16 protein-coding genes and 2 tRNA genes are annotated in these 23753 nt (G+C 57.7%); 4 read left to right on the top strand and 14 right to left on the bottom strand.

Features of this window, described 5'->3' with window-relative positions; translation table 11 throughout:
- Positions 1–491 precede the first annotated feature (491 nt).
- The 10 genes from ACQRC0_RS07500 to ACQRC0_RS07455 all read right to left on the bottom strand — a co-directional run bounded on the left by ACQRC0_RS07500 (position 492) and on the right by ACQRC0_RS07455 (position 9406).
- Positions 492–567, bottom strand: a tRNA-Lys gene (locus tag ACQRC0_RS07500).
- Between the two features lie 28 nt (positions 568–595).
- Positions 596–1876 (bottom strand): aminopeptidase, encoded by a 1281-nt coding sequence (locus tag ACQRC0_RS07495; RefSeq protein ID WP_427729014.1) that lies wholly within the window; start codon positions 1874–1876, stop codon positions 596–598.
- A 93-nt stretch (positions 1877–1969) separates the two neighbouring features.
- Complete coding sequence (locus ACQRC0_RS07490; RefSeq protein WP_427717870.1) at positions 1970–2545, bottom strand: hypothetical protein; 576 nt, start codon at positions 2543–2545, stop codon at positions 1970–1972.
- Positions 2546–3424: a phosphoribosylaminoimidazolesuccinocarboxamide synthase gene (locus tag ACQRC0_RS07485; protein ID WP_154516897.1), complete on the bottom strand. Its 879-nt coding sequence runs from the start codon at positions 3422–3424 to the stop codon at positions 2546–2548.
- Between the two features lie 118 nt (positions 3425–3542).
- On the bottom strand, positions 3543–5108 hold the full coding sequence (locus tag ACQRC0_RS07480) for a sensor histidine kinase (RefSeq protein WP_154516828.1): 1566 nt from the start codon (positions 5106–5108) through the stop codon (positions 3543–3545).
- Positions 5109–5119: 11 nt separating this feature from the next.
- Positions 5120–5842, bottom strand: coding sequence for a response regulator transcription factor (locus ACQRC0_RS07475; RefSeq protein WP_006236208.1), 723 nt, complete (start codon positions 5840–5842; stop codon positions 5120–5122).
- Positions 5843–5994: 152 nt separating this feature from the next.
- Entirely contained in the window at positions 5995–7206 is a 1212-nt protein-coding gene (locus ACQRC0_RS07470) for a hypothetical protein (protein ID WP_427729013.1), read from the bottom strand.
- Entirely contained in the window at positions 7206–7469 is a 264-nt protein-coding gene (locus tag ACQRC0_RS07465) for a TIGR03905 family TSCPD domain-containing protein (RefSeq protein WP_427717875.1), read from the bottom strand. Before ACQRC0_RS07465 ends, ACQRC0_RS07470 begins: the two co-directional genes overlap by 1 nt.
- A gap of 129 nt (positions 7470–7598) precedes the next feature.
- On the bottom strand, positions 7599–8945 hold the full coding sequence (gene purB, locus ACQRC0_RS07460; protein ID WP_427729011.1) for an adenylosuccinate lyase: 1347 nt from the start codon (positions 8943–8945) through the stop codon (positions 7599–7601).
- Positions 8946–9331: 386 nt separating this feature from the next.
- Positions 9332–9406 (bottom strand) — tRNA-Gly (locus ACQRC0_RS07455).
- A 298-nt stretch (positions 9407–9704) separates the two neighbouring features.
- Here ACQRC0_RS07455 and ACQRC0_RS07450 point away from each other — a divergent pair.
- On the top strand, positions 9705–13136 hold the full coding sequence (locus ACQRC0_RS07450; RefSeq protein WP_427729009.1) for a SpaA isopeptide-forming pilin-related protein: 3432 nt from the start codon (positions 9705–9707) through the stop codon (positions 13134–13136).
- 62 nt (positions 13137–13198) lie between these two features.
- On the opposite strand, the gene ACQRC0_RS07445 is transcribed toward ACQRC0_RS07450, so the two are convergent.
- Positions 13199–13417 (bottom strand): hypothetical protein, encoded by a 219-nt coding sequence (locus ACQRC0_RS07445; protein WP_427729007.1) that lies wholly within the window; start codon positions 13415–13417, stop codon positions 13199–13201.
- A gap of 20 nt (positions 13418–13437) precedes the next feature.
- Complete coding sequence (locus tag ACQRC0_RS07440) at positions 13438–16548, bottom strand: hypothetical protein (protein ID WP_427729005.1); 3111 nt, start codon at positions 16546–16548, stop codon at positions 13438–13440.
- A 198-nt stretch (positions 16549–16746) separates the two neighbouring features.
- On the opposite strand from ACQRC0_RS07440, the gene ACQRC0_RS07435 reads away from it, so the two are divergent.
- Both ACQRC0_RS07435 and ACQRC0_RS07430 read left to right on the top strand, forming a co-directional pair.
- Positions 16747–17769 (top strand): helix-turn-helix transcriptional regulator, encoded by a 1023-nt coding sequence (locus tag ACQRC0_RS07435; RefSeq protein WP_427729003.1) that lies wholly within the window; start codon positions 16747–16749, stop codon positions 17767–17769.
- Positions 17756–18673, top strand: a complete 918-nt coding sequence (locus ACQRC0_RS07430) for a helix-turn-helix transcriptional regulator (protein ID WP_427729001.1) — start codon at positions 17756–17758, stop codon at positions 18671–18673. The genes ACQRC0_RS07435 and ACQRC0_RS07430 overlap by 14 nt, the downstream gene beginning before the upstream one ends.
- Here ACQRC0_RS07430 and ACQRC0_RS07425 read toward each other — a convergent pair.
- Both ACQRC0_RS07425 and ACQRC0_RS07420 read right to left on the bottom strand, forming a co-directional pair.
- Positions 18670–21564, bottom strand: a complete 2895-nt coding sequence (locus ACQRC0_RS07425) for a helicase C-terminal domain-containing protein (RefSeq protein ID WP_427729000.1) — start codon at positions 21562–21564, stop codon at positions 18670–18672. The genes ACQRC0_RS07430 and ACQRC0_RS07425 overlap by 4 nt on opposite strands.
- Complete coding sequence (locus ACQRC0_RS07420; RefSeq protein ID WP_427728998.1) at positions 21558–22523, bottom strand: D-alanine--D-alanine ligase family protein; 966 nt, start codon at positions 22521–22523, stop codon at positions 21558–21560. The genes ACQRC0_RS07425 and ACQRC0_RS07420 overlap by 7 nt, the downstream gene beginning before the upstream one ends.
- A gap of 85 nt (positions 22524–22608) precedes the next feature.
- Here ACQRC0_RS07420 and rlmN point away from each other — a divergent pair, with 85 nt between their 5' ends.
- Entirely contained in the window at positions 22609–23661 is a 1053-nt protein-coding gene (gene rlmN, locus ACQRC0_RS07415; protein WP_154516799.1) for a 23S rRNA (adenine(2503)-C(2))-methyltransferase RlmN, read from the top strand.
- Positions 23662–23753: the final 92 nt, after the last annotated feature.

Below are 23753 nucleotides of genomic sequence, written 5' to 3'. Positions count from 1 at the left end.
GAGGGGCCCGCGGGGCGGGAATCACGCACTCCATATTTTGTTCACAAATAAATTGATCCTTCAGCTGTTTCACTGAAGTCATATCTGAAGCATCGGCTTCCGGTATTGGCGATGACCAGCTGGTTTATAGGTGTTGAGGTATCGGTCATCTCTGGTGCGCTACTTTACTCTAACGGCATCTGGTTTTGGTTTCCTGTCGGTAAAAGGCTGGTTTTGGCCGCCAGGCGTCCTTATATATAGAGAAGATCGGGTTCGAACCCGTGCACCGGCAACAAAAAAGCGGCCGGCATCCGCCAGTCGCTTTTCTATTCTATGGTGGGCCGTCAGGGGTTCGGGCCCGCTGCGCGGGCGGCCGCTTCGGCGCCTCCGCGCCTCGCGCGCTGCGCTGGCAAACGCTCACGCGTTTCCTCAGCTCCGCGCCCTTTCGGGTTCGAACCCGTGCACCGGCAACAAAAAAGCGGCCGGCATCCACCAGTCGCTTTTCTATTCTATGGTGGGCCGTCAGGGGTTCGAACCCTGGACCTTGGGATTAAAAGTCCCCTGCTCTGCCAGCTGAGCTAACGGCCCGCGGATGGCATTGTACCACGGTCTGAGACTATTCCCAACTCCATTGGCCGTTCTGGAAAATCACAATTTCACGTCCATCAGGTGTAATGCCCGTAATATCGATGTCGTCCGTGCCAATCATAAAGTCAACGTGCGTGCTCGAAACGTTGACGCCATGCTCCAGAAGTTCCTCTTTGGACATGTCATACCCGCTTTCGATGCACTCGGGAAAACCGACACCCAACGCAAGGTGACAGCTGGCGTTCTCGTCATAGAGTGTGTCGTAGAATAGAATGCCGCTTTCACGAATCGGTGTGTTCTTGGAAATAAGCGCGACCTCGCCCAGATGAGCAGCACCTTCATCGGTTTCAATAATGCTCGCAAGCGTTGCCTTACCCACGCGAGCGTCATAGTCCACTACGCGGCCGTTCTCGAACTTAATCCAAAAATCGTCAACCTTATTGCCGTGGTGAATGAGCGGCATAGCCGAGTACACGATGCCGTCGGCGCGCATACGATCGGGCGAGGTGAAGACCTCCTCGGTGGGAATGTTGGGGAAGAAAGGGCGACCGTCGGGAGTTTTTCCCTTGCCGCCGGCCCACTCATGGCCTTTCGTCATTCCAATCGTCAGATCAGTTCCATTCGAAGCGGTGTAGTGCAGGCAATCAAATTGATTATCGTTTAGGAAGCGCAGGTTCTTTTCGAATGTGGCGTCATGGAGCTCCCAGTCGCTCTCCGGGTCCTGGCCATCAGCACGAGCGGTGTGCAGAATCGCATTCCACAGCTTATAGACTGCAACCTCATCGGCGTCTCCCGGGAATACCTCGCGCGCCCAAGCAGCGACCGGAGCGCCGGCGATGCACCACGGGTTAATGTTGTAGTCCAGTCCACGGCGGAAGACCTTACACTGCATGTTCCTCGCCTTAGAAGCTGCGGCAGGCTTAGCGGGATCGATGCCCTTGAGGGCAGCAGGGTCCGTGCCCTCAATAAAGATAAAGCAGGCTCCGTCCTGAGCCAACGAATCCAGCTGCATGCGCTTCCACTCGGGAGTCTGCTCAAAATAGCTTTTCTCGACATGCTCGTAGGTAAGCCTCGTCACGGCATCGTCAGCCCAGATGACCGTCACGTGACCGGCACCGGCGTCATAAGCCTCCGCAACCACCACGCGCGCAAATGACGCGCACTCGACGGGAGACTGAACGACGACCTCCTGACCGGGCTTAACGTTGACGCCCTTGCGGACAACGAGACGCGCATAATTTTTAATCTTGGGCTCCAGGGACTTCATACCCTCCAGAGCCTCTTCGACCGTCAGGGCAGCTCGAATCATGTGCCACTCCATCTATCTACAGGACAGTAAAAAGGCGCGCCGCAAAAAACGACGCGCCTTATATCTTAGCGATATCTATAGATTGTAACGCTACTACTTCTTCTTGGAGGCCTTCTTGTCCTCTTTGGCAGCCGAGCGCTCGATAATAGCGTTGAGCTTGTTATCGGACATGCCCTCGGCCTGCGCGCGATACATATTACGCAAGGGACGGATGCGCACGAAGTCGTAGATGAAGTCACCCAGAATGACGATGTAGGACAAAACAATGCCGGCCATCTGGACGGGGCTGGACACCATGCCAGCGGGAGCGAAGTACAGCGAAGACCAAATGGCCACGACGAGCACCATGCCGATAGTAAGCACGGCCCACCAGATGCGGCGGCGCTTGGTGTAGTCCTCATCCTGCTTGAGAAGGATACTCGACACCGTGTAGATGCGGTCCTCCTTGGCGCGCCGCTTAGCCTTGCGGGCGCGCTTCTCCTCTTTAGAGAGGCCCTCGAGGCTCTCGCCCTTCTCGAGCTCCTTGCGGCGTGCCTTAGATGATGCCGGCACGACGCGAACAGAACTCGCTGCCTGACGAGCTGGCTTGGCGGATGCGGCGGACTTGCGCGCAACCCCGGTAACCTCGTGGGATTGCGTGCGCTTGTTCGTGGCGCTGCGGGTACTCACTTACGCGTTCTCCTTCATGCTTGTAAACTGGGAGCCCGTGATGATCTGGAAGGCCTCGCGATAGCGCTCGGACGTGCCATCGATGACCTCGGCGGGCAGATGCGGGGTCTCCCCCGTCATATCCCAGTTGGCCTTGAGCCAATTGCGGACGAATTGCTTGTCGTAGCTAGGCTGAATCTTACCCTCCTCGTAGCTGGCAGCAGGCCAGAAACGGCTGGAGTCGGGTGTGAGGCACTCGTCGATCAGCGTGACCTTGCCATCGATGACACCAAACTCAAACTTGGTGTCGGCAATGATGATGCCACGGGTCGCTGCATACTCGGCGGCAGCCTTGTAGATCTTAAGAGATAGATCGCGGATCTGCGTGGCGATGTCCTCGCCAACGATCTCGCAGCAACGCTCAAACGAGATATTCTCGTCGTGATCACCGATCTCGGCCTTCGTGGACGGGGTGAACAGCGGCTCGGGGAGCTTGGAGGCCTCGGTCAGGCCCTCAGGCAGCTGGATGCCGCAGACGGTGCCGTTCTCGTCGTAGGTCTTCTTGCCCGAACCGGTCAGATAGCCGCGGACGATGCACTCGATAGGAATCGTCTGGGCCTTCTTAACCAGCATGGCGCGGCCTGCGAGATAGTCACGATACTCGGCGAACTCCTTGGGGAAATCCGCCGGATCGATGGAGACGAGGTGATTGGGGACGATATCGGCAAACTTGTCGAACCAGAACGCCGAGATACGGTTGAGCACCTCTCCCTTAAACGGAATTTCGTCGGGAAGAATAAAGTCGAACGCAGAAATGCGATCGGTGGCGACCATCAACAGGTTTTCGCCGGCATCGTAGATATCACGAACCTTGCCACGGGAATCCGGACGACGCTCCATCGTTGTCACGTGAGTCACTCCTTACCTAAATACGACAGAAATGCGGGTTCTTTACCGCACGTTTTCGCAAACTCGGAGCGGCAGGGACGCGGTCCCTCCTTCACCGAATAGCGAAAAGCTAGTGCTCCATTGTAGTAGATGCCGCGTCCGCCGTGTGCTCGCGGGGCAGATGAATCGTAAAAGTCGTACCCTTTCCAAGCTCCGACTCCACGGATATGTAGCCATGGTGACGCTCGACGATCTGTTTAGTTACGGCGAGGCCGACGCCCAGGCCGCCAGCTTCGCGGGCGCGGCTGGCATCGGCGCGCCAAAAACGTCCGAAGATACGCGACAGATCGTCCTTGGCAATACCGATACCGGTATCCGAAACGGCAATACTGACATGCTTGCGGTCACTGAGCACCGACACTACGACCCAACCGCCCTCGGGGGTGTAGCGCATGGCGTTGCTCATGAGGTTGATGACGCATTGCGTGATCATGTCGGGATCGGCCTCGACGACATCGTCGTGCCCCTGGGTTTCATCTGCAAAGCGAAGGCGAAGGTCACGGTCGGCAAACAGACGCTCCTGGCCGTTCACAATCGATCGCACGAACGGAACCATGTCCACCGGTTCGAGATTGAGCGGAGCCGTGCTGTTTTCCATACGCGATAGGTCAAGCATCTGCTGCACCAAACGAGCGAGGCGACGCGTCTCGGAAGCGACCGTCTCCAGATGCTCGTCGTCGGTGGGGTACACGCCGTCTTGCATGGCCTCGACCGTTGCAAGCATGGCCATGAGCGGTGTACGAAGCTCGTGTGCGACATCCGAGGTCAGGCGCTTTTCGTGCTTCATATCTTTCTCGAGCGAGGTGGCCATCTCGTCAAAGGTCTCACCCAGCTGGTCGATTTCGTCATCGCCGCGCAAGCCCGTACGAGCAGACAGATCGCCGTCGCGAATTTGCTTGGCTGTGCTCGTAATACGATGAATTGGCTTGGTAAGCATGCGCGACACGAGCGATCCGATAACGACCGAGATGCAGATTGCAACAACCGCGGCAAGAGCCATGGCGTTAAAGGTCTTCTCCCTAAACGCAGAATCTGCCTTAGTGAGCAGAGCGTCGGAGCCGATAGCCCATAGCTTTACCTGTCCGACATGCTCGCCAGAGGACGTAACGATTTCGACGTTGGCAACGCTATCGGAGTCGGTGGGCGCTGACGAGACCGGGCTATGCGAGGCCTTTTTACCGCTCGAGCTGCTCGACGGCAATTCGCTCTCGCGCACATCGGCGGTCGCACTTGCCGAAGGCCATGAGTCGTCATAAACGACAACGCCCTTTTTGTTGACGACCTGCATACCCAGGTCGTCGGACACCAAGCTCGACGTCGCGACCGTGCGCAGCTCGCCCGCAGTCCAATTGCCGTTTTCCTCATACGACGTCGCAAGCTTTTCGGCAGCAGAATTGGCGATCTCGACGATATTGGAGCGCGTGTAATCCGAAAAGACGGTGCCCCACACAACGGAGACAACGCCCACCAGCACCAATACCGTCATGAGCGATGTCAGGGCAAAAGCCAAAGCCATACGCGAGGGATAGCTCATCGCCGGCCGTGAATCGGAACGAGGCGTGTTCCAACTTGCCTTGGAACCCGCCTCGTTCTCCTGCTTGTGCTTTTGTCCGATTTCAAAGCGCGCAGGTGTCATATGTGATTTACCTATTTCTCGTCCGACTTATCGGTCTTGGCCGGAGCCTCGAAGCGATAACCGACGCCGTGAACGGTATAGAGCCACTTAGGCTTCTTGGGGTCGTCGCCCAGCTTGGCGCGAAGGTTCTTCACATGGCTGTCGATGGTGCGCTCGTAGCCCTCAAAGTCGTAGCCGAGCACCTTCTCGACCAGCTCCATACGGTTATAGACGCGACCGGGATGGCGAGCAAGCGTGGTAAGCAGCTTAAACTCGGAAGCGGTCAAATCAACTTCCTTGCCCTCGACCAAGATCTTGTGGCCCGAGATATCGATGACCAGATCGCCAAAGTCGAGTACCTCAACGGCGGGCTCGTCTGCCTGGTGAGCACGACGGAATAGGGCACGAACGCGGGCGACGAGCTCGCGCGGCGAGAACGGCTTGATCAGGTAGTCGTCGGCACCAAGCTCGAGGCCGATGATGCGATCCTCGATCTCGCCCTTGGCGGTAAGCATGATGATGGGCACATCCGAGGTATCGCGGATAGTGCGGCAAACGCGCTCGCCGGGGATCTTGGGGAGCATAAGGTCGAGCACAACCAGGTCGAACTGGTGCTTCTCGAACTCCTCGATCGCAGACTGGCCATCGCCAACGCCAACAACCCAGTAGCCCTCGCGCTCGAGATAGGCAGCGACAGCGTCACGGATCGCCTTCTCGTCCTCGACCAGCAGAATCTTTTTTGCATCTGAAGCCATAACACGGCCCCCCTGTCTCAATTAGCTAAGAACAAGCCCATTTTAACGCACCTGAGCCCACCGGGCATCGCATGGGCGCGACAGCTCGGCGGGCGGTACTCACGGTTACAATGGGCTTATTCCCCCGTTGGCGCCTTTTTAACCCCTCGGCGCTAAAGAGAGAACAGGCGAGCGGTAACCGTCTCGGGAATTCCTTGGCTATTACGCACCGTGGCATAGGTTAAAAACGTATTCGATTTTCCCGCCGTAGCTGGATAGTCGCCATATTCGAGAGCGCGGTCGGGCGACAGCAGCGAACCATAGGTTTTAGCGGAGGTATCGATCAGAAAATGCGATGCCTGAACCTTAACCAGATATTTGCCCTTCCTGCCGGCGGCGCACGCGAGCGGTTCGCGCGATAGAAATTGATACGGGCCGCCCTCGTTACCAATGTAGGTACCCATATTGCCCAGGCCGCCCACGCCGGCATAGGTCGCCTCAATGGAGAACACAAACGTATCGCCCATATATACGGCCTCGAAAGGTGACACCGACGAAGGAAGGACCAGCTGAGCCCTCTTGGTATTGTTGCCGTCCGTCAGGTCGATCGCCGTCATGCCGTAGTAGACGCCCTCGTCATTGCGCACGCGGGGTGAGATAGTCAGGATGCCATCGCTCACGCGCGGTGCAGACGCAAAGCGGCCTGTCGACTTCCAGATTGCCTCCGCTTTAGATTCATCGAGCGAACGGCGGTAGCAATATGAATCGCTGCCGGTCTTATTGCCACCGGTCGAAGGCATCTTGTACCAGATGACCGACGAGTCAAAGGCGGTAAACAGCGGAGGGTCGTAGTCCTCACCGCCGCGATCAAGCTCAACGGCATTACCAGTAAGCGCCGCGCCCGACAGGGTTTGCGCATAGAGCTTCCACGACGAATTCGCGTAGTTCATCTCAACCCACGCAAACACGCTATCGGTGGCGCGAACGTCGTAAAACGCATAACCGGAACCCTCGACAGGATCGTCAATCAACGTGGTGAGTGAGCCGTCCCCCATGTTGAACACGCCAAGCGTGTTGGCATGCAGCGCAGATGCGGGCGCCATCATCGCCGCAGCGTAACCGCCATCGCAGTAATACAGGAGCGTCCCCAATGGCAACGTCCACGACGCCGTCGGCTTAAGATCAATGTCGACGGCCTCATACTCTTCGGTAATCGAGATGATCTTGGAATCATCTTTGATAACCTGCGGCTCACCGGCAGCATCATCGCTGGTGCCCGTTTTTTTCGAGCACCCCGCAAGCAGCGTGGCAGCACTCGCGGCAGCACCACCCAACACAAATCCTCGGCGCGTTATCCCATTCTTAACGCGATCAAAAATACTCATTAGGCAATCTCGGCACGCGCGGCCTCGATGGCACGCGTAAGTTGGTCGGCACAGGAGGTCTTTTTCGTGCCGCACGTATTGCCGGCCAACACCTCAATCACACGATCGGAAGAAACACCTTCGACCAATTTAGAGATGGCCTTGAGGTTGCCGTTGCAGCCGCCGGTAAACTCAACGCCCAGCACTTTGCTGCCGTCATCGGAAAGATTGAGGTGAATATTGCGAGTACACACGCCCTGGGGCTTGTAATCAAACGAAATCATGCGATCTCCTTCTCAGAATGTCATTCGAGACGACTATTATCCCCGTCTTTCCATGAATGCAACGAGGCGCTTTACCGGCAACACACATTACCAGCAAAGCGCCCTAAAAAGCTAACGTTATGCCCGAACCTACTCGAAGCTCAGCTGCTCCAGACGATCGAAGACCGTATCGATGCGGGTGAGGAAGTCCCACGGATCAAAGATCTCGTCGAGCTTCTCCTGGCTGACGGTGCAGCGCGGATCGGCCTCGAGGCGCTCCTTGAAGGTGGGGCCGGAAACGCAGTCCTGCACCTCATGCCAGGTCGCCATGGCGTTTTCCTGCACGATTGCGTAGGCGTCCTCACGGGTAATGCCCGTATCGACGAGGGCCAACAGAACCTTGGAGGAGAAGATGAGACCGCGGGTCTTGTTGAGGTTGGCCATCATGCGAGCCGGATACAGCTGGAGGCCATCGATAACGCGGATAAGGCACTGGAACATGTGGTCAAGTGCGATAAAGCTATCGGCCTGGGCGACGCGCTCGGCAGAAGAGTGCGAAATGTCACGCTCATGCCACAGGGCAACGTTGTCGAAGGCGACCTGGGCGTTGGACTTCACGATGCGCGACAGGCCACAGACCTTCTCCATGGTGATGGGATTACGCTTGTGCGGCATGGCGGAGCTGCCCTTTTGACCCTTGCGGAACGGCTCCTCGGCCTCGAGTGTATCGGTCTTCTGCAGATTGCGAACCTCGGTAGCGATGCGCTCGCAGGTGGCAGCCGTGGTGGCAAGGACGCCGGCGAGGTAGGCATGATGGTCGCGGCTGATAACCTGCGTGGACAGCGGGTCGTGAACCAAACCCAGGTGCTCGCAGACATACTCCTCGACAAACGGCTCGATGGAGCTGTAGGTGCCAACGGCACCCGAGATGGCACCGAAGGCGACGTTCTTGCGAGCGTCCTCAAGGCGATCCAGATCGCGCTTGAGCTCCCAGGCCCAAGAGCCAAACTTCATACCAAAGGTCATAGGCTCGGCGTGGATGCCGTGAGTGCGACCGGCGCAGAGCGTGTTACGCTCCTCGAAAGCGCGACGTTTGCAGATCTCGCCGAGTTTCTTGACGTCCTCGATAATTAGGTCGCAGGCCTGGGTAAGCTGATAGCACAGGGCCGTATCGCCCAAGTCAGAGCTGGTCATGCCATAGTGAACCCAACGGCTGGGTTTAGGCTCGCCCTCGGGAACATCGGCGTCGATATACTCCTTCATATTGGTCAGGAAGGCAATGACGTCATGGCGCGTGACTTCTTCGATCTCGTCGACCTTCGCCTTCTCAAAGTTGGCGTGGTCGCGGATCCACTGAGCTTCTTCTTTAGAAATACCGATCTTGCCGAGCTCCGCCTGGGCCTCGCAGGCCAGAACCTCAATCTCCTGCCAAATGGCGTACTTGTTCTCGAGGGAGAAGATGTGTCCCATCTCCGGGCGGGTATAGCGATCGATCATAGCGGCTCCTTTTTGGTTATTGGTACGTTGGTCGTAACTCAACCATTGTACCGTGCGCAGGTGCAAGTATAGGCAGCAGGTATTAACCTAACATTTTGCCATTTGCCTAACGTTCACCCCCTGTCGGGTTCGAGTCCCGGCACTTTATTGAAAAAAGCACGACACCGTGATGGTGCCGTGCTTGTACTTTTAGCTGGAGCGGGCAACGGGACATCCGCGCATTTGCTTCGCAAATCCGCACCGGCTTCAGGCGCCTGTCGGCGCCTTCACCTGCTCGCTACAAACGCTTCGCGTTTGCTTAACGCTCACACTCTGTCGGGTTCGAGTCCCGGCGCTTTATTGAAAAAAGCACGACACCGTGATGGTGCCGTGCTTGTACTTTTAACTGGAGCGGGCAACGGGACTCGAACCCGCGAGTGTCAGCTTGGGAAGCTGATGCCTTACCACTTGGCGATGCCCGCATATGTGGGGGATAGTATAACGCGGTTGTCTTGTTTGATACAAGGGCACTAACCCTTGTTTTACGCATGGAAAATCATCTTCTTGTTGCTCGAATTGCGAAAACAGGGACTCGAGTAACCTGTTTTACACCGTCTTCTACCTGCTCTTTTGTTTGATTATCTAAAACCGGTCTCCATTTGTTGGGAACTTGGCAAGTTCTTGGTCAGCTCGCGGTACTTACCCGTATGACCCCCGGCGCTAATCTCATCCCACGCGCCGCAATCTCCCAGCGCGGCGCACAAAGGATAAGGAGCAGCCATGTCCAATGCACCCACGCACTCTGTCCACAGCGCAATCGCAACAGCACCGCTGCTCCTATTCCTCTTGTTGTTTCTAGCCTGCGCCACGCCTGGTACCGCCTGCGCCGTCGATGGAAACGATACGCTTAGTTTCCGCACCATCAGCGATATGTGCGGACCGTTTGGCATTGGCAAGTACGAGGCACAAGACGCCTCGATTTCTTACTGCATGAACCAAGACTGCCCCGGCCCCAGCAGCCCAGGAGGACCCTGGCGGACCTACAATCAGGGTTGGACATGGCTCGACAACGAGTTTGCCGCCGTCATCTGCCATGGATACCCCTCCGCCACATCATTTGGCGGCCATAACCTAACGGCCGAACGCGCCCGCGCCGCAACCCAGATTGCCGTGTGGATGCTCAAAGGAACCACGCGCCCCGACGGCTCTTTTGCGTATACAAACAACGCCGGCGTTGCCAAAAGCGGCAAGTTCGATCAAGACGCCGAGGTTGTCGCGGCGGCGCGCTGGCTCTACGACAACGCAAAAGCCGGAAATATTAAGGCCGACCCGCATCGCGCCAGACGCTATCACGGACCCGTCTCTAACGAAGGCCGGCACCAGGATATGCTCTACGTTTTGCCCACCATCAACGTATCCTTTGAGAAAAGATCTGCAGACACTGTCATTACCAGCGGGAACGATACGTATCAGTTAGGTGGGGCGACGTTTAACATCTTTGAGGAAAACACAGACAAACACGTCGGCAGCATCAAAATGGACGGCAACGGTCGTGCACGGGCAACACTTTTGCCCAACACGGCATACTACCTAATCGAAACCAAAGCGCCGACAGGCTATCTGTCCCGACGCGATCGCATTGCCTTTACCACCGGAAAAAGCGGCGGACATGTCACAATCAACGAGCAGCCAGGTTCTATCACGCTGCGTGTCGTCAAAACCGATGCCGCCACGAATGCCGGAGCGCAGGCGGGAACCTCGCTCGCCAAAGCCGAATTTACCTGTGTCTCGCAATCTACCCCTGGGTGGACGCGCACCTTCACGACCGAAGGCGATGGCCAGGCGACCTTAAGCGGCATTCCCCTGGGAACCTTTACCCTCTACGAATCGAAAGCACCAGAGGGCTACCTGCTCCCCCATGACAGCTGGACCTATACGGTCGGCCCCAATCAACTAAACGACATGGGCGTCGTTGAGCTCGAACGCCGCATCCCCAATACTCATGTTGCGTTTGACCTCGAGATTTCCAAGTTCAAGGATTACGGGAACGGCGAGCAATCGGGATTAGAACAGCCAGCGGAAGGCGTCGTCTTTGAAATCGTCAGCAACAGCTCTAAGCAGGTCGTAGGCACATTGACGACAAATATTTATGGCTTCGCATCCACCAAAGACCAGCCCAAGGCCTGGTTTGGTGCGGGCACACGACCGGACGGCGTCCATGGAGCCATCCCCTACGATCGTGAGGGGTATACCGTTCGCGAGGTTCCGGAAACTGTTCCCGCAGGCTTCAAGCGGGCAGAGGATTGGACCATCGCGCCCGAGCAAATCGCCGACGGAGCCAAGCTTCAGTACATAGTGGACAATCACGCCCTTTCGACACATCTCCAAATCATCAAACGCGATGCCCAGACGGGAGCTTCCGTCCCCCTTGCCGGCTTTAGTTTTCAGCTGCTCAACAGCAACCGTGAACCCATCTCTCAAACATGCTGGTATCCGACGCACAACGTTATGAACACCTTTACCACCAATGCGACCGGCACCGTCACGTTGCCAGAATCGCTCAAGCCGGGCACATATTACGTACGAGAAGTCGCAGCCAAAGCGCCCTACCTTGTGGGCGACGAACTGAAGGTGACGATTCCTGCCGATGCAGATCTCACACCTATCGCCGCCGTCTCGTATTTCAACAGCGCGGCAACCGGAAGCATCGAGATCGCGAAGGCTGACGCAGTAGACGGCAGTGCCCTATCTGGTGCCAAGTTTGAAATTCGCGCTGCCGACGATATCGTTTGCCCCGATGGCCACATTGCCGCCCTTGCCGGTGAAGCCGTTGCCGCCGTCACAACTGATGAACAGGGTAAAGCTTGCGTAGACAACCTTTCGCTGGGTTGCGGAACGGCACGATACGAAGTCGTTGAAACCCAGTCTCCCGACGGCTATCTACTTGATCGGACAGCACATATCGTTGAGCTTACTTATATCGACCAGAAGGTCCCCGTGGTCGAGTCGCAGATCGAATTGCCTAATGATTACACCAAGGTCGATTTCTCCAAGGTCGATATGACAGACAAGCATGAAGTTAAAGGCGCCCGACTGGTCTTATGCGACGCCGATGGAACAGAAATTGATTCTTGGATATCATCCGAGCAGCCCCATCGCGTGGAGCACCTTGAACCCGGTTCTTATACCCTACGCGAAACAATGTCCCCGCGCTCCTATGACCTCGCTGAAGACGTATCCTTTGAAGTCGAGGATACGGGGAAGATCCAGGCCGTAACCATGACGGATGCACCGATTGAGATTAAGGGGAGCGTCGACAAGCGACAAGAAATCGCGCGGCCAACCGCAAAGGGAACAGTGGCGAACGGCGACGGTAAAAACCGGGCGGCGACGCAACCCGACAGAAAGGGCTCCTATTCCTACACCATCGACGCTCAAAACGAATCGAGCACCTGGGTCGACGAGTTCACCGTCACCGACGATCTCGAATGTGCCAAAGACGGCACGGCCAAACTTGTCGCCATTAAAACCCCGATCGCCGTCGGTGACTTAAACGGGCTCTGCAATGTTTGGTATCGAACGTCACCGGCAGACAAGTTGGGCATAAAGGAAAAGGCCAACGCCACACTTGACGATGAACACACCAACCCGTGGCTCGAGACAGCCGAGGTCAAAGAGCGGCTGGGCGAGGATGTGCGGATTGTCGATTACGATGGCTGGAGTCTTTGGAAAGCCGATGTCTCGACCACGGAGTCTTCCACCCTCGAAGTAAAGGACCTTACGCTTTCGGACGATGATGTTATCACGGGGATTCGCTTTGAGTATGGCTCGGTTTCCGCACACTTTACGACCCGGCGCGACAACGATTCTTGGAATCGCAATGGGCTTAAAGACGAGCATGACGACCTTGATGATGCGACGGCATCCCTCAAATCGGATTTACACGGAGCAATCATCCGGATGTGTGCAACCTCATCCTATACGCCCCAAACCGCACTCGCCAACAGTGCCCGTGTTGACCTTTGCCGCAACGGAGGAGGCGAAAAACTCGAGTCGCACGATAAAGATCGTGTTGTTCAAAAATGCGCCATTCCGCAGGATCTTCCAAATACGGGCAATGCACCCATCATCTCTTTTCTCACCGCATTATTGACCGCCGGTGGCACAGCAATTTGGCTCACTTGGCTAAGCTCGGCATCAAAAGAGGAGTAAGTAGAAATAACGGGCGAGCCGATATGCCGGCTCGCCCGTTATCTGGCGTGTGTAACCAAAGGCTATTCCGTAGACGCAGACCCGCCGTCAACAAGTTCCAGATCGCCATCCGAAATGCCGTCGGCACCCAAACTCTGCTCTTGCTCCACCTCTTCGCTCATCGTGGACCTGGGCGTCGACCCCTTAGCGCCCACGATATATGCGGCCCCCAAACCCATAGCGATGGCGATCAAAAACAGAACCACATAGACGGGCCAATGGCGTTTGATGTATGAAAACACGCTAACTCCTTAGAGGTCCGCTACGAACGGCGGATGACCTCGGTGACAACCTCGGACACCGTAGCGATGTTCGTCGGGTTGACGTTGTACGGCAAATCGTCTTCGGTGCGCGCGCAGGCAAGACGCGGGCCATCGACACCGGCAATTGTGAGGGCGCGACGGCTCGCCTCGAGCGCGGCATAGGCATCGGTCTTGGCATAGGGCATCTCAAACGCGCCACAATCAACGTGGAACGACTTGCACACCTTGCTGACCAGATTCATGATGCGGCGATCACCCTTGAGCAACTGCTGCTCGCCTTCGACCGTCACGACCGAAAGCCTACCGGCTCCAATGGACTCAAGATTGATAAAGAACACACCACGCAGCTTATCGCGATGGGCTTCGAGGAACGCCTTCATACCGGCGCCGTCACAATCCGAGGCACCCGTTGCCACAAACCAGATATCGTGACCAAGCAGCTCGTCATCACCCATGGAGGCAACAGCCGAAAGCATGTCCTCGGCAGAAGCGCCGTCAGAAGAGGTGGCACCGCCCTTCCAGCCGTTATCATCGTCCTCAAAGTTATCCCAAGAGCCGATACCGCGGCCAGACTTCTTGGCATCGTAGTCATCCTCGACGCCCAGCCAGTCGCTCATGCTGTTCTGCTCATTCTTCTTTTTGCGTCCGAACAAGCCGCCCAGACCACGCTTCTGAGGCTTTGCCTCCTTGGCGACGGGAGCAGAAATGGTTTCGATGGGCTGGGCGCCCGAAGAAACGGGCATGGAGGGGGCAACCGGTGCCGACGTGGGCTCGGGCCCCTGAGCTGTCGCGAAAGGATCGTCGGCCTGAGCCGAGGGGTCGGGGAGATCGAAGAGGGATGTGCGGGATGCGACGTTGGCCTGCTGCATCGAGGGCAGCGACGGATCGGGGACCGAGGCAAGCGGCGAAGAAGAAGGTGTGAGCACCGGAACAGAAGCGGGATCGGGGATATTCATCTGCGGACGCGGTGCGGCCTTGGATGAAATCTGTGCCATGAGCGAATCAACCGTCTCGACCTGCGCCGATGCGGGGTTGGCAACCGTGGAGCCGGGATCGCTCGGGGCAGGCATGGTAAAGATCTGCGTAGAGTACGGCCTGGACTCATCGGCGTTAGAAATCACCGGTGTCTCTTCTTGCTCAACGACGACCGTCGCTTCGGCTTCAATCTCGTCGGCGGTGTTCGGCTCGGCGTCAACGTTCTCAACCTGCTCGGCATCGACACTCTCAGCCGGCTCGGCTTCGGGCGCCTCGATCTCATCTGCAGCATCCTGGGACTCATCGGAAACAGAAAGGGGCTCGGCGATGGCAGTACCCTGCTTCTCGAACGTTATCGTGGCATCGAACTTCGCGGCATCGAGCGTCTCGGTGGCGTCGATTGGCTGCTGGGCCTCAAAGGACGTCGTAGCCTCGGCGACCTCCGTAGCGGCAGGCTGCTCAGCCTCATGCTGTTCAAATTCCCGCGCCGCACGCTCACGCTCGGCCTCGGCAGCCTGCTGGTGGGCAATAGCCTCCTGCTCTGCCACCTCGCGCGCAGCGGCACGCTTTTCCTCAAGGTCGTCGACAAGTTTTTTACCCTTAGCGAGTGCGCCCTTAAAGAAGCTTGAAGCGCTGGCTCCAATCGAAGAGAACGCAGATGCTATATCGGCATGGGGCGTCGCGACCGGTAGATCGGCCGAAAAATCGGTATCGCTCTCATAGGAAACGCGCTGCGGATACTCATCGTAATCGCTGGCGGAATCGTCGTACACATCCTGAACCACCGGAGCGGGTGCAGCGGTGTCCGGCTCGGGTGCAGGGCTGGGCTCGGGTTCCGTCTCGGGCTCGGTATCGACGACGGGCTCGTCGGCAGGCGCGGCGACAGGTTCAACCGAAGCAGGCGCGGGATCGATCGTCGGCTCCTCGCCCTCTTCGTAATCAAGCGTGCACGACTCGGGAAGCATCCCCAAGGCACGAATGGCATCAGAACCAAAGCGAATATTACCGGCAGCATTGCGATACAGCTTGGGCTCGGGCTCGCTCGGCTCAGCGACAGCGGGCGCCCCAATCGACTCGACGACATCCTCATCCGCGACCGGCTCGGCAGCAACCTCGGCTTCAGCCTGAGCCTCGGGAGCAATGACACCAATCAGGGTTTCGTCAGCTGAGGCACCCTCAAAGCCATCGATCTGCTCGTCAAAAACTTCGCCCTGCTCGGATTCGGGAGCGATCGGCTGGCCAAACTCGTCCTCGGTGTAGGAGGGCTCTTCGTACTCGATCGTGTTGCCGTAGTCGTTTTGCTGCTGGGCAGCGGCATACTCAGCCGCCGCGCGCGCCATCTCCTCGGCACGACGCTTTTGCTCACCAAAATAGTCATCAAACGGAATGTCGTTGGGAAACTCGTTTTCGCCCTGGTAAGGGGCAACGTTATCCATGACACCGAGCATCGCGGCTACAGAAGACTTATTGCAGACCGCACCGGACGTATAGGGAAGAACAAAACGGTTGGCAATGATATTGGCCGCGTTGGCGAGCGCTACAAGAGAGGCGAGGATCGCAACGATCCAAAGCAGAACCTTCAGAGCGCCGGGGAGCGGCAGAATACGCAGAATGGCGACGGCAGCGGGGACAATCGTGGCGACCGGCAGCATCTTGGCGATGAGCGCGCGATACGGCGCGTACGGTTCGCGAGCGAGGAGCTCGGCACGCGGAGAATCGTAATGGGCGACAACAACCACCGGACGGTTGCGCGGAGATGCAAGCGGACCTGTGGCCTTGTGATAGGCAATGACATTTTGACTCACGCCCGTCTTGCCCAGGCGAGAGATAACAGGGCGACCGGTACGCTCGAGCACATACAACACGGCACCGGCGATGGCCAGCAGAACACCGATTAAGCCGATGCTGCCGCCAATACCCATAAGCAGGGCACCGGCAAAAGACAGAATGCCTGTGACGGCAAATGCCAGCCTGCTGGGTGCAGGAGCGTTAAATTCCTGGACTTCGGGATCAAAGCCATGATTGCGGAAGATCTGGGCGATATCCTCGGCAGCCAAACGCTCTTCTTCGCTGCACGCCGGCGTGATGCCCGTGCCCTGCAGCAGGTGATTGATATAGTTCTGGGTGTTCGCCATGTGCGCTCCACATCCATAATCCGACAAATAGGCCCAATGCTTGCACATTAGAACCGTATATAGTCGAAAGTATACCCCGAGCGAACGCAATCGGCCGAAATCTGGGCATCTTAACGCACTGAGCGGACAAGGATATAGCCTAATCTCCATATCGGATTAAAATCATGGCATCAAATAACCTTCCCATGCGAGGATTCTATGACGGTAAGCGATATGACCGCGACAAACAAAACAAATGCGCCAGAACCCGGTTTCGACAAAACCGCCCAGCGTATCCTCAACCTTTTCTTTGTCCTCAACAGTTCCCCCGAGCCTCTAACAACCGAGCAGATCGTGCTGGATTCTGACCTAGGCTACGGATCGGGCAACGTCGACTCGGATAAGCGAAAATTTCGCCGCGACCGCGACAAGCTGCTCGAGCGGGGCATTGTGATCAAGGAAGTTCGCGCCGCGGGTGCCCAGGAGACCGAGGAGAGCGCCTGGACAATCGACCGTGAGCATACGTTTGCCGCGGGCGGCTTGATCACCGCAGACGATGCCGACATTCTGCTAAACGCTATCGATCAGACCCTCACCACGGGCTCTTCGGCCTTTGCGACCCCGCTCGCCGACATACGCTCCAAAATTGCCTATCTTACCGGCGAGACGAATACGGCCGAGCCCCCCGTTGTTCACTCGCCGACGGTCGATGCGGTATGGAGCGCGTTTGCCGACCGATGCGCGCTGCGTTTTTTGTATCAAAACGGACGGGGTGAGCAACGACAACGCACTGTTTGCGTCTACGGCATGTTCGAGCGCGAAGGAACGGCCTACTTTTGCGGCCTAGATGACGCCACCGGAAAAATCAGAACCTTTCGCTGCGATCGCATCGTTCGTGCGTGGCGTCCATCGCGGGCCTACGCCATTCCCACAGACTTCAATCTCAACGATTACCTCTTCTTTGAATTCGATTTCTCCGATTGCCAGCCCGTCACGGCAACTTTCTCGTTTGCTCCGCAGGCTCAATCCGACATGGTCCACGGCCTCACACGTGGGCGAGGAAGGCTCGAGCACGCCAAAGACGGCTGGACCTGGACCGTTGACGTTCGCGACCTGAATGCGGCGGCGTCATTTTGCATGGAACACAGTGTTGACGGTATGAGGCCCGTAGCGCCCAACGAACTCAAGCAGGCGTGGAACCGCCTCATCGAAAGGACAGTGAGCGCTCATGGCCGTGCGTAAGCTCACCAGCGAACAAAGGCTCTCGCGCTCCATTGACATTATGGAGGCACTCTATGCCGCCGGCGAGGCGGGCATGACGCGAGACGAAATCTGCAGTCGCTTCGATATCTCCGGAGCTTCGCTCGACGAGATCATCGGCATCATCTCGACGCTCGCAGACCGCGAATCGGGCGCGCGCATCATTTGCGAATGCCGCGATGAACGTGTGGTTCTCATCGGCGATGCGGGCCGTGTGCTGCCGCTTCGCCTGAGTGCCGCCGAGGGCGCCGTACTCAACCATGAATTGGAGTCACTCGGAATCGAGGAGTGCGCGGCGGCGCGCATCCGGCGCGCACTCCTTCCGGCGGAACTCGGATACAACCAACGCGTTGTCGATACCGTCGCCCGTGGATCTTATTGGCAGCAACTCTGCTGTGCAATTCAGGATGGTGTGCGATGCCTCGTCACCTACCGCTCCCTGGACGACCAGCATCCACGCAGGCGATTGATCGACCCCCTAAAGATCACGACCAATGGCGACCAAACGTACCTGATTGCCTGGGATGTCGAGGCAGACGGGCAGCGCTCCTACCGTATGGACAAGATCGAGGAGCTTCTGCTGACGGAGGACTCCGTCGTGCGTCACACGACCGAAACCACGTCCCTGCACGATTCCCTTGCACAGGCAAGCCAGAGCGTTAAGCTCCTGATGCCGCTCGATATGGCAGAACGCGTGAGGTGGGCAGGTATCAGGTCAATTAAAGCCGATGGGGAGGATACGGCAAGCGTGACCGTTTGCTATAGCTCCGAAAACTGGCTGTTTAGCCAGATTATCGCAGCGGGCGGAGCTATCCGCATCGCAGACGACCCCGCCCTTTCAAAGCGCCTATGTGATGCCGCCGAGGCAATGGCCTTCCGTTCTTAGCGATGGCGTTCGTGCGCTTGGCGCCATAACTGAAGATAGTGGCCGATCTGCGCCGTTTCGATGCGCTGATACGAGCTGGTGGGCAGCGATGTCAGAAATTTCTTGCCGTAACCCTTCGTCACCAGACGCGGGTCGGCCAAAATCAACACGCCGCAATCGGTCGATGAACGAATCAGGCGACCGGCCGCCTGCTTGACCTCGAGAACCGCCTCGGGCAGCGAGTAGCGTACCCAGGCGCGGTCCTCGCGCAGATTGCGCTCGCACGAGAGAGGATCGGTGGGGCTCGAGAATGGCAGCTTGGGGATAATGACGCATCTCAGCGTCTCGCCGCCGGCATCGAAGCCCTCCCAAAATGCTTTGAGAGCAAAGAGCGACGAGGTCGACTCGTTGATAAAGCGATCGCGCAAGCGACGGGGAGACGAATTGCGCTGCTGACAATTGAGTTCCAGGCCGGCACGCGCCAGCTTGGGCTCAACCCGAGCATACAGGTCTTCCATATCGCGGCGATTGGTGAACAGCGTGAGTACCGACCCGCCCATGGCAAGATGGGCATCGACCAGCACGCGCTCGAGCGCGGACAGATAGCCCTCGCGGTCGCGAGGGTCGGGAATGTCCCCCGCCACGACTACGGCCATGTTCGAATCGAAGTCATAGCTCGAATCCAGATGTAGTGACGAGGATGCCGAAGCGCCAATGCGATCGAGGCCTACGGCATGGTTAAAGTGCTCAAAGCTCTTGGACACCGTCATGGTTGCCGAGGCAAAGATGGCCGTATGCACCTCGGGCAGCCACTCGTTCGCCAGGGCCTCGCCGATGTCGATGCGCTCGGCGGTCATGGATTCTCCGCCCGCACGTAGGCGGCGGTTGACCTGCAGCGAGTACACATAATGCTCGTCGGTGCCGTCAATGATGAGCTTGAGGTTCTCGGCCAGCTCGTGCAGACGGCGCGAAATATCGCCCAGGTCGACGACGACCTCGGGTTTATCGGCAGCGACAGCCTGCACCAGCGCGGCAACATTTTTATCCGCCTGCTCCAGGGCATCGATAGCAGCGCTGGCAGACCGCAAGAAGTCATGCCAGTCATCCGACTCGCGCAACTCGGGGCCAATCCACAGATTTGCGCTGTCGTAGCCACCGCGGGCGCGACGGCCGAGCTCGCGCACGCCGTCAAACACCTCGGCGAGTGCCATGCTCGCGTGTGCGACCGTAGACGTCGCCTTCGCGGTGAGCCCCAGATAAAGCGTGGAGCCTTCGGATGTCGCCAAATCACGAGATACCTGGCTCAATGCACCGGAGCTCGACCCGCCAAGGCGCTCAAATAGCACACGAGATTCGTCCGCCGAGACCACGCGCGCCCACTGGCGGCGCGCCTCGCGCTCGATGGAATGGGCCTCGTCGATTACCCAGTGGCGGATGGGAGGCAAAATTCTCCCTTCGGCCGCAACGTTGCGAAACAGCAGGGAATGATTTGTGACCACGACATCGGCATGCGCCGCGCGACGACGGGCACCGTGGACGAGGCATTTATCGGGGAAGAACGGACACAGGCGGCGAGCGCATTCGCGTGAGGCCGTCGTAAAGTCGGGACGGTTGACGCTGCGCCAGCGAATGCCGAGCGAATCGAGGTCACCATCGGCAGATTGGCACACATACGCCATGATCACCGCAACCGCTGTGAGCGTGTCGGCAGGATCGCGCTTGGTGGTAATCTCGGCCTGACTTCGGCTCATGCGCTCGAGTTTGCGCAGGCACGGATAGTGGTCATATCCCTTGAGCGCACAGAATGACAAGCCTCCGTCCAGCTGTTCGGCGAGTTTTGGCAGCTCGTGGTACATAAGCTGATCGGCAAGATTATTCGATTTGGTCGCAATGCCAACGGTAATGTTGTTTCGGCGGGCGGCCTCGGCAAAGGGCACGAGATACGCCATCGATTTACCGACGCCCGTACCGGCCTCTATCACGCGATGCGTATCCGTAACCAACGCGTCGCGTACCTCGAGCGCCATGGCAATCTGCTCGTCGCGCGGCTCATAAGTGGGATACATGCGATTGACCAGGCCACCGGGGGCATAATCCGCCTCGATTTCTTCGCGGCTCGGCATGTTAAGAACCGGCAGCTCGTCGGCATCCACGCGATCATCGGCGCGATCGGCCTTGAGCACGTCGGCGCGGGCTGCGGCAAGCGAGAAAATCGAGCCGGGGTTTTGACCTGCCAAAAACGAGAAAATGGGACGATAGGACCAAGGAACATCCGCGTGCATATCCGCCAGACGCGCCATAAGGCCCTGCGGCAAGTCCGTAAGGGCAACCAGCAGCACGCGCCACACCCCACACAGGGCATCGACATCGGCATTTGCACGGTGCGACACGGAGTCGCAGCCAAACAGATCGGCCATAAAGGACAACTTGTGCGATGCCAGGCGCGGCAGCGCGATACGGGACAGCGCCAGCGAATCGATCCAGATGTCGCTGACGTTGACACCGCCCTTGACCGATTCGATGAATGATCGGTCAAACGTGGCATTGTGCGCGATAACCGGGCACCCGCCCACAAAATCGGCGAGCGCAGCCACGGCCTCTACAGCCGAGGGGGCATCGGCCACATCGGCGTTTGTGATGCTTGTGAGCTCAGTGATTTCGGCAGGGATCAGCTGCTTGGGATGCACAAACGTGTCAAAGCGGTCAACGACCTCGCGGCCCGAAAGACGGGCCGCGGAAATCTCGATAAGCTCGTTGTCCTGGACCGAAAGACCCGTGGTCTCGGTATCGAGGACGATAACATCCTCCTCGATAAGGCCAAACGATTGTGTGCGGGCACGCTCGGCAAGCGTTGCATAGGAATCAATGACAAACTGCGGCGTTCCAGGAGATACAGCATCCTCGATTAGCATGCAATGCCCGCTCGACGGAGACCCATGCGAATCAGACTGTCACAGACCTGCGGGAAGGTCATGTCTTTGGTATGACGAATCTCGTCCGGATACAGCGACGTATCGGTCATACCGGGAATCGTATTGGTCTCGAGGATGACGGGGCCGTCCTCGCTCACGATAAAATCGCTGCGCGAAATGCCCAGACAGCCGAGGGCTTTGTGGGCCGCACAGGCTAGTTCCTGGGCACGAGCATAGTTTTCGGGCGAAATCTGCGCCGGAATACGGTGGATATCCGTGGGATCGACGTACTTCACATCCAGGTCGTAGAACTCACAGTCCTCAGGCTTGCGAATCTCGACGATCGGCAGGGCGCGCACGTCATCCTCGCCGTAGACGCCTACGGTAATCTCGGTTCCCTCGATGCACTTTTCGACCAGCACCTTATCGCCGTACTCAAAGGCCTTGGCGATGGCGGCAGGCAGCTCAGAGGGCTCGTGTACCAGGGAGATGCCGTAGCTGGAGCCGTTGACGGCGGGCTTTACAAAGCAACGCTCGCCGCAAATCTCAACGATGCGATCGATATCAACCTCGTCGCCCGCCTCAAGCGCCAAACCGGGGGCAATGGGGATGCCTGCCTTGGCATACAGAAGCTTTGAAACCTCTTTATCGGCGCCACACGCGCTGGCGAGCACACCCGACGCCGTATAGGGGATACCCAGCGTCTCCATGGCTCCCTGCACGGCGCCATCCTCGCCGCCGGCGCCGTGCATGGCGATAAACGCCACGTCAAAATCGCCAGTTGCCATAGTCACCATAAAATCATCGGCAGCCGTATCGAGCAGCTCCACCGAAGTGTAGCCAGCCTCCTTTAGGGCCACCACGACGTTCTTTCCCGAATTGAGCGAAATCTCACGCTCGGCGGAATGGCCGCCCGCCAAGACCGCTACGTGCATGTTCTCTAGGCTTTTACCCGGCATGGGCAGACTCCTCCTCTATGATTTCTGCAGCTGATACCATATTGTAGCGATACCCCTTACATTTCCCCAAAATCGAAAGGCTTCCATGAATCCCAGGACTAAATCTCAGGACATTCGCGACTTGAGCCAAAACGATATTCGCGAGCTCGTGGCCGAACTCGGCCAGCCCGCTTTCCGCGCGAAGCAGCTCATTGAATGGGTTTTTGAGAAGAACGTTTGTTCGTTTGACGATATGACCAACCTTCCCAAGGCTTTCCGCGAGCAGTTAAAGGAGGCATTTGCCTTCGACACGCCGACCGAGCTCACCAAGCAGGTGTCCAAGGACGGCTCTCGTAAATACCTACTCGAGTACCACGATGGCATTTCTGTCGAGACCGTCGGCATGCCTCGTCGCAACAAGCTCTCTGTCTGCGTATCCACCCAGGCCGGCTGCGGAATGGGCTGCGCTTTTTGCGCTACCGGCCTCAACGGCCTCAGGCGCTCGCTAACCGCCCAGGAAATCGTCGACCAGGTACTTCACGTTTCCAATGACTTTGGCGAGCGCGCGACAAGCGTAGTGTTCATGGGCCAGGGCGAGCCTTTTGCCAACTACGATGAGGTTCTTAAGGCGCTGCGCATCCTTAATGACCCCGACGGTATCGGCATTGGTGCGCGCCATCTCACCGTGTCTACCAGCGGTGTTATTCCTGGCATCCGTAAGTTTGCCGATATTCCCGAGCAGTTCACCCTGGCTGTCTCGCTGCACTCCGCTATCCAGTCCACACGCAATAAGCTCATGCCCGGTGTCAAGAAATACACACTCCTGCGCCTTCACGAGGCACTGCAGCTCTACACCGAGAAGACCGGCCGCCGTCCGACGTACGAATATGCCATGATCGAGGGCGTCAACGACACCAACCCCGAAATGCAGGCGCTCTGCGACTTCTGCGAGGGCACGCTGTGCCACGTCAACCTGATTCAGCTCAACGATATTGAGGGCAGCCCGCTCAAGCCGTCACCGATCCATAAGGTAGAAGACCTTCAACGCCGTCTTGAGTCCCGTGGTATCGAGACCACGATCCGCAACTCCCGCGGCAACGATATCGATGCGGCTTGTGGCCAACTCAAGCAGCGTTTCAAAGTTCAGAAGAACGCGTAGGGGCGACCAGCCTAAACGTTTCATGTGAAACATCAGAAAGCCCCGGTTACTTAATTGAACTGCACCCCAAAACTTGGACGGCTTAAATAAGT

The organism is Collinsella sp. SGI.033 (assembly GCF_050315135.1).
Classification (GTDB): Bacteria; Actinomycetota; Coriobacteriia; order Coriobacteriales; family Coriobacteriaceae; genus Collinsella.
This window is presented reverse-complemented; position numbering and strand designations above follow the sequence as displayed.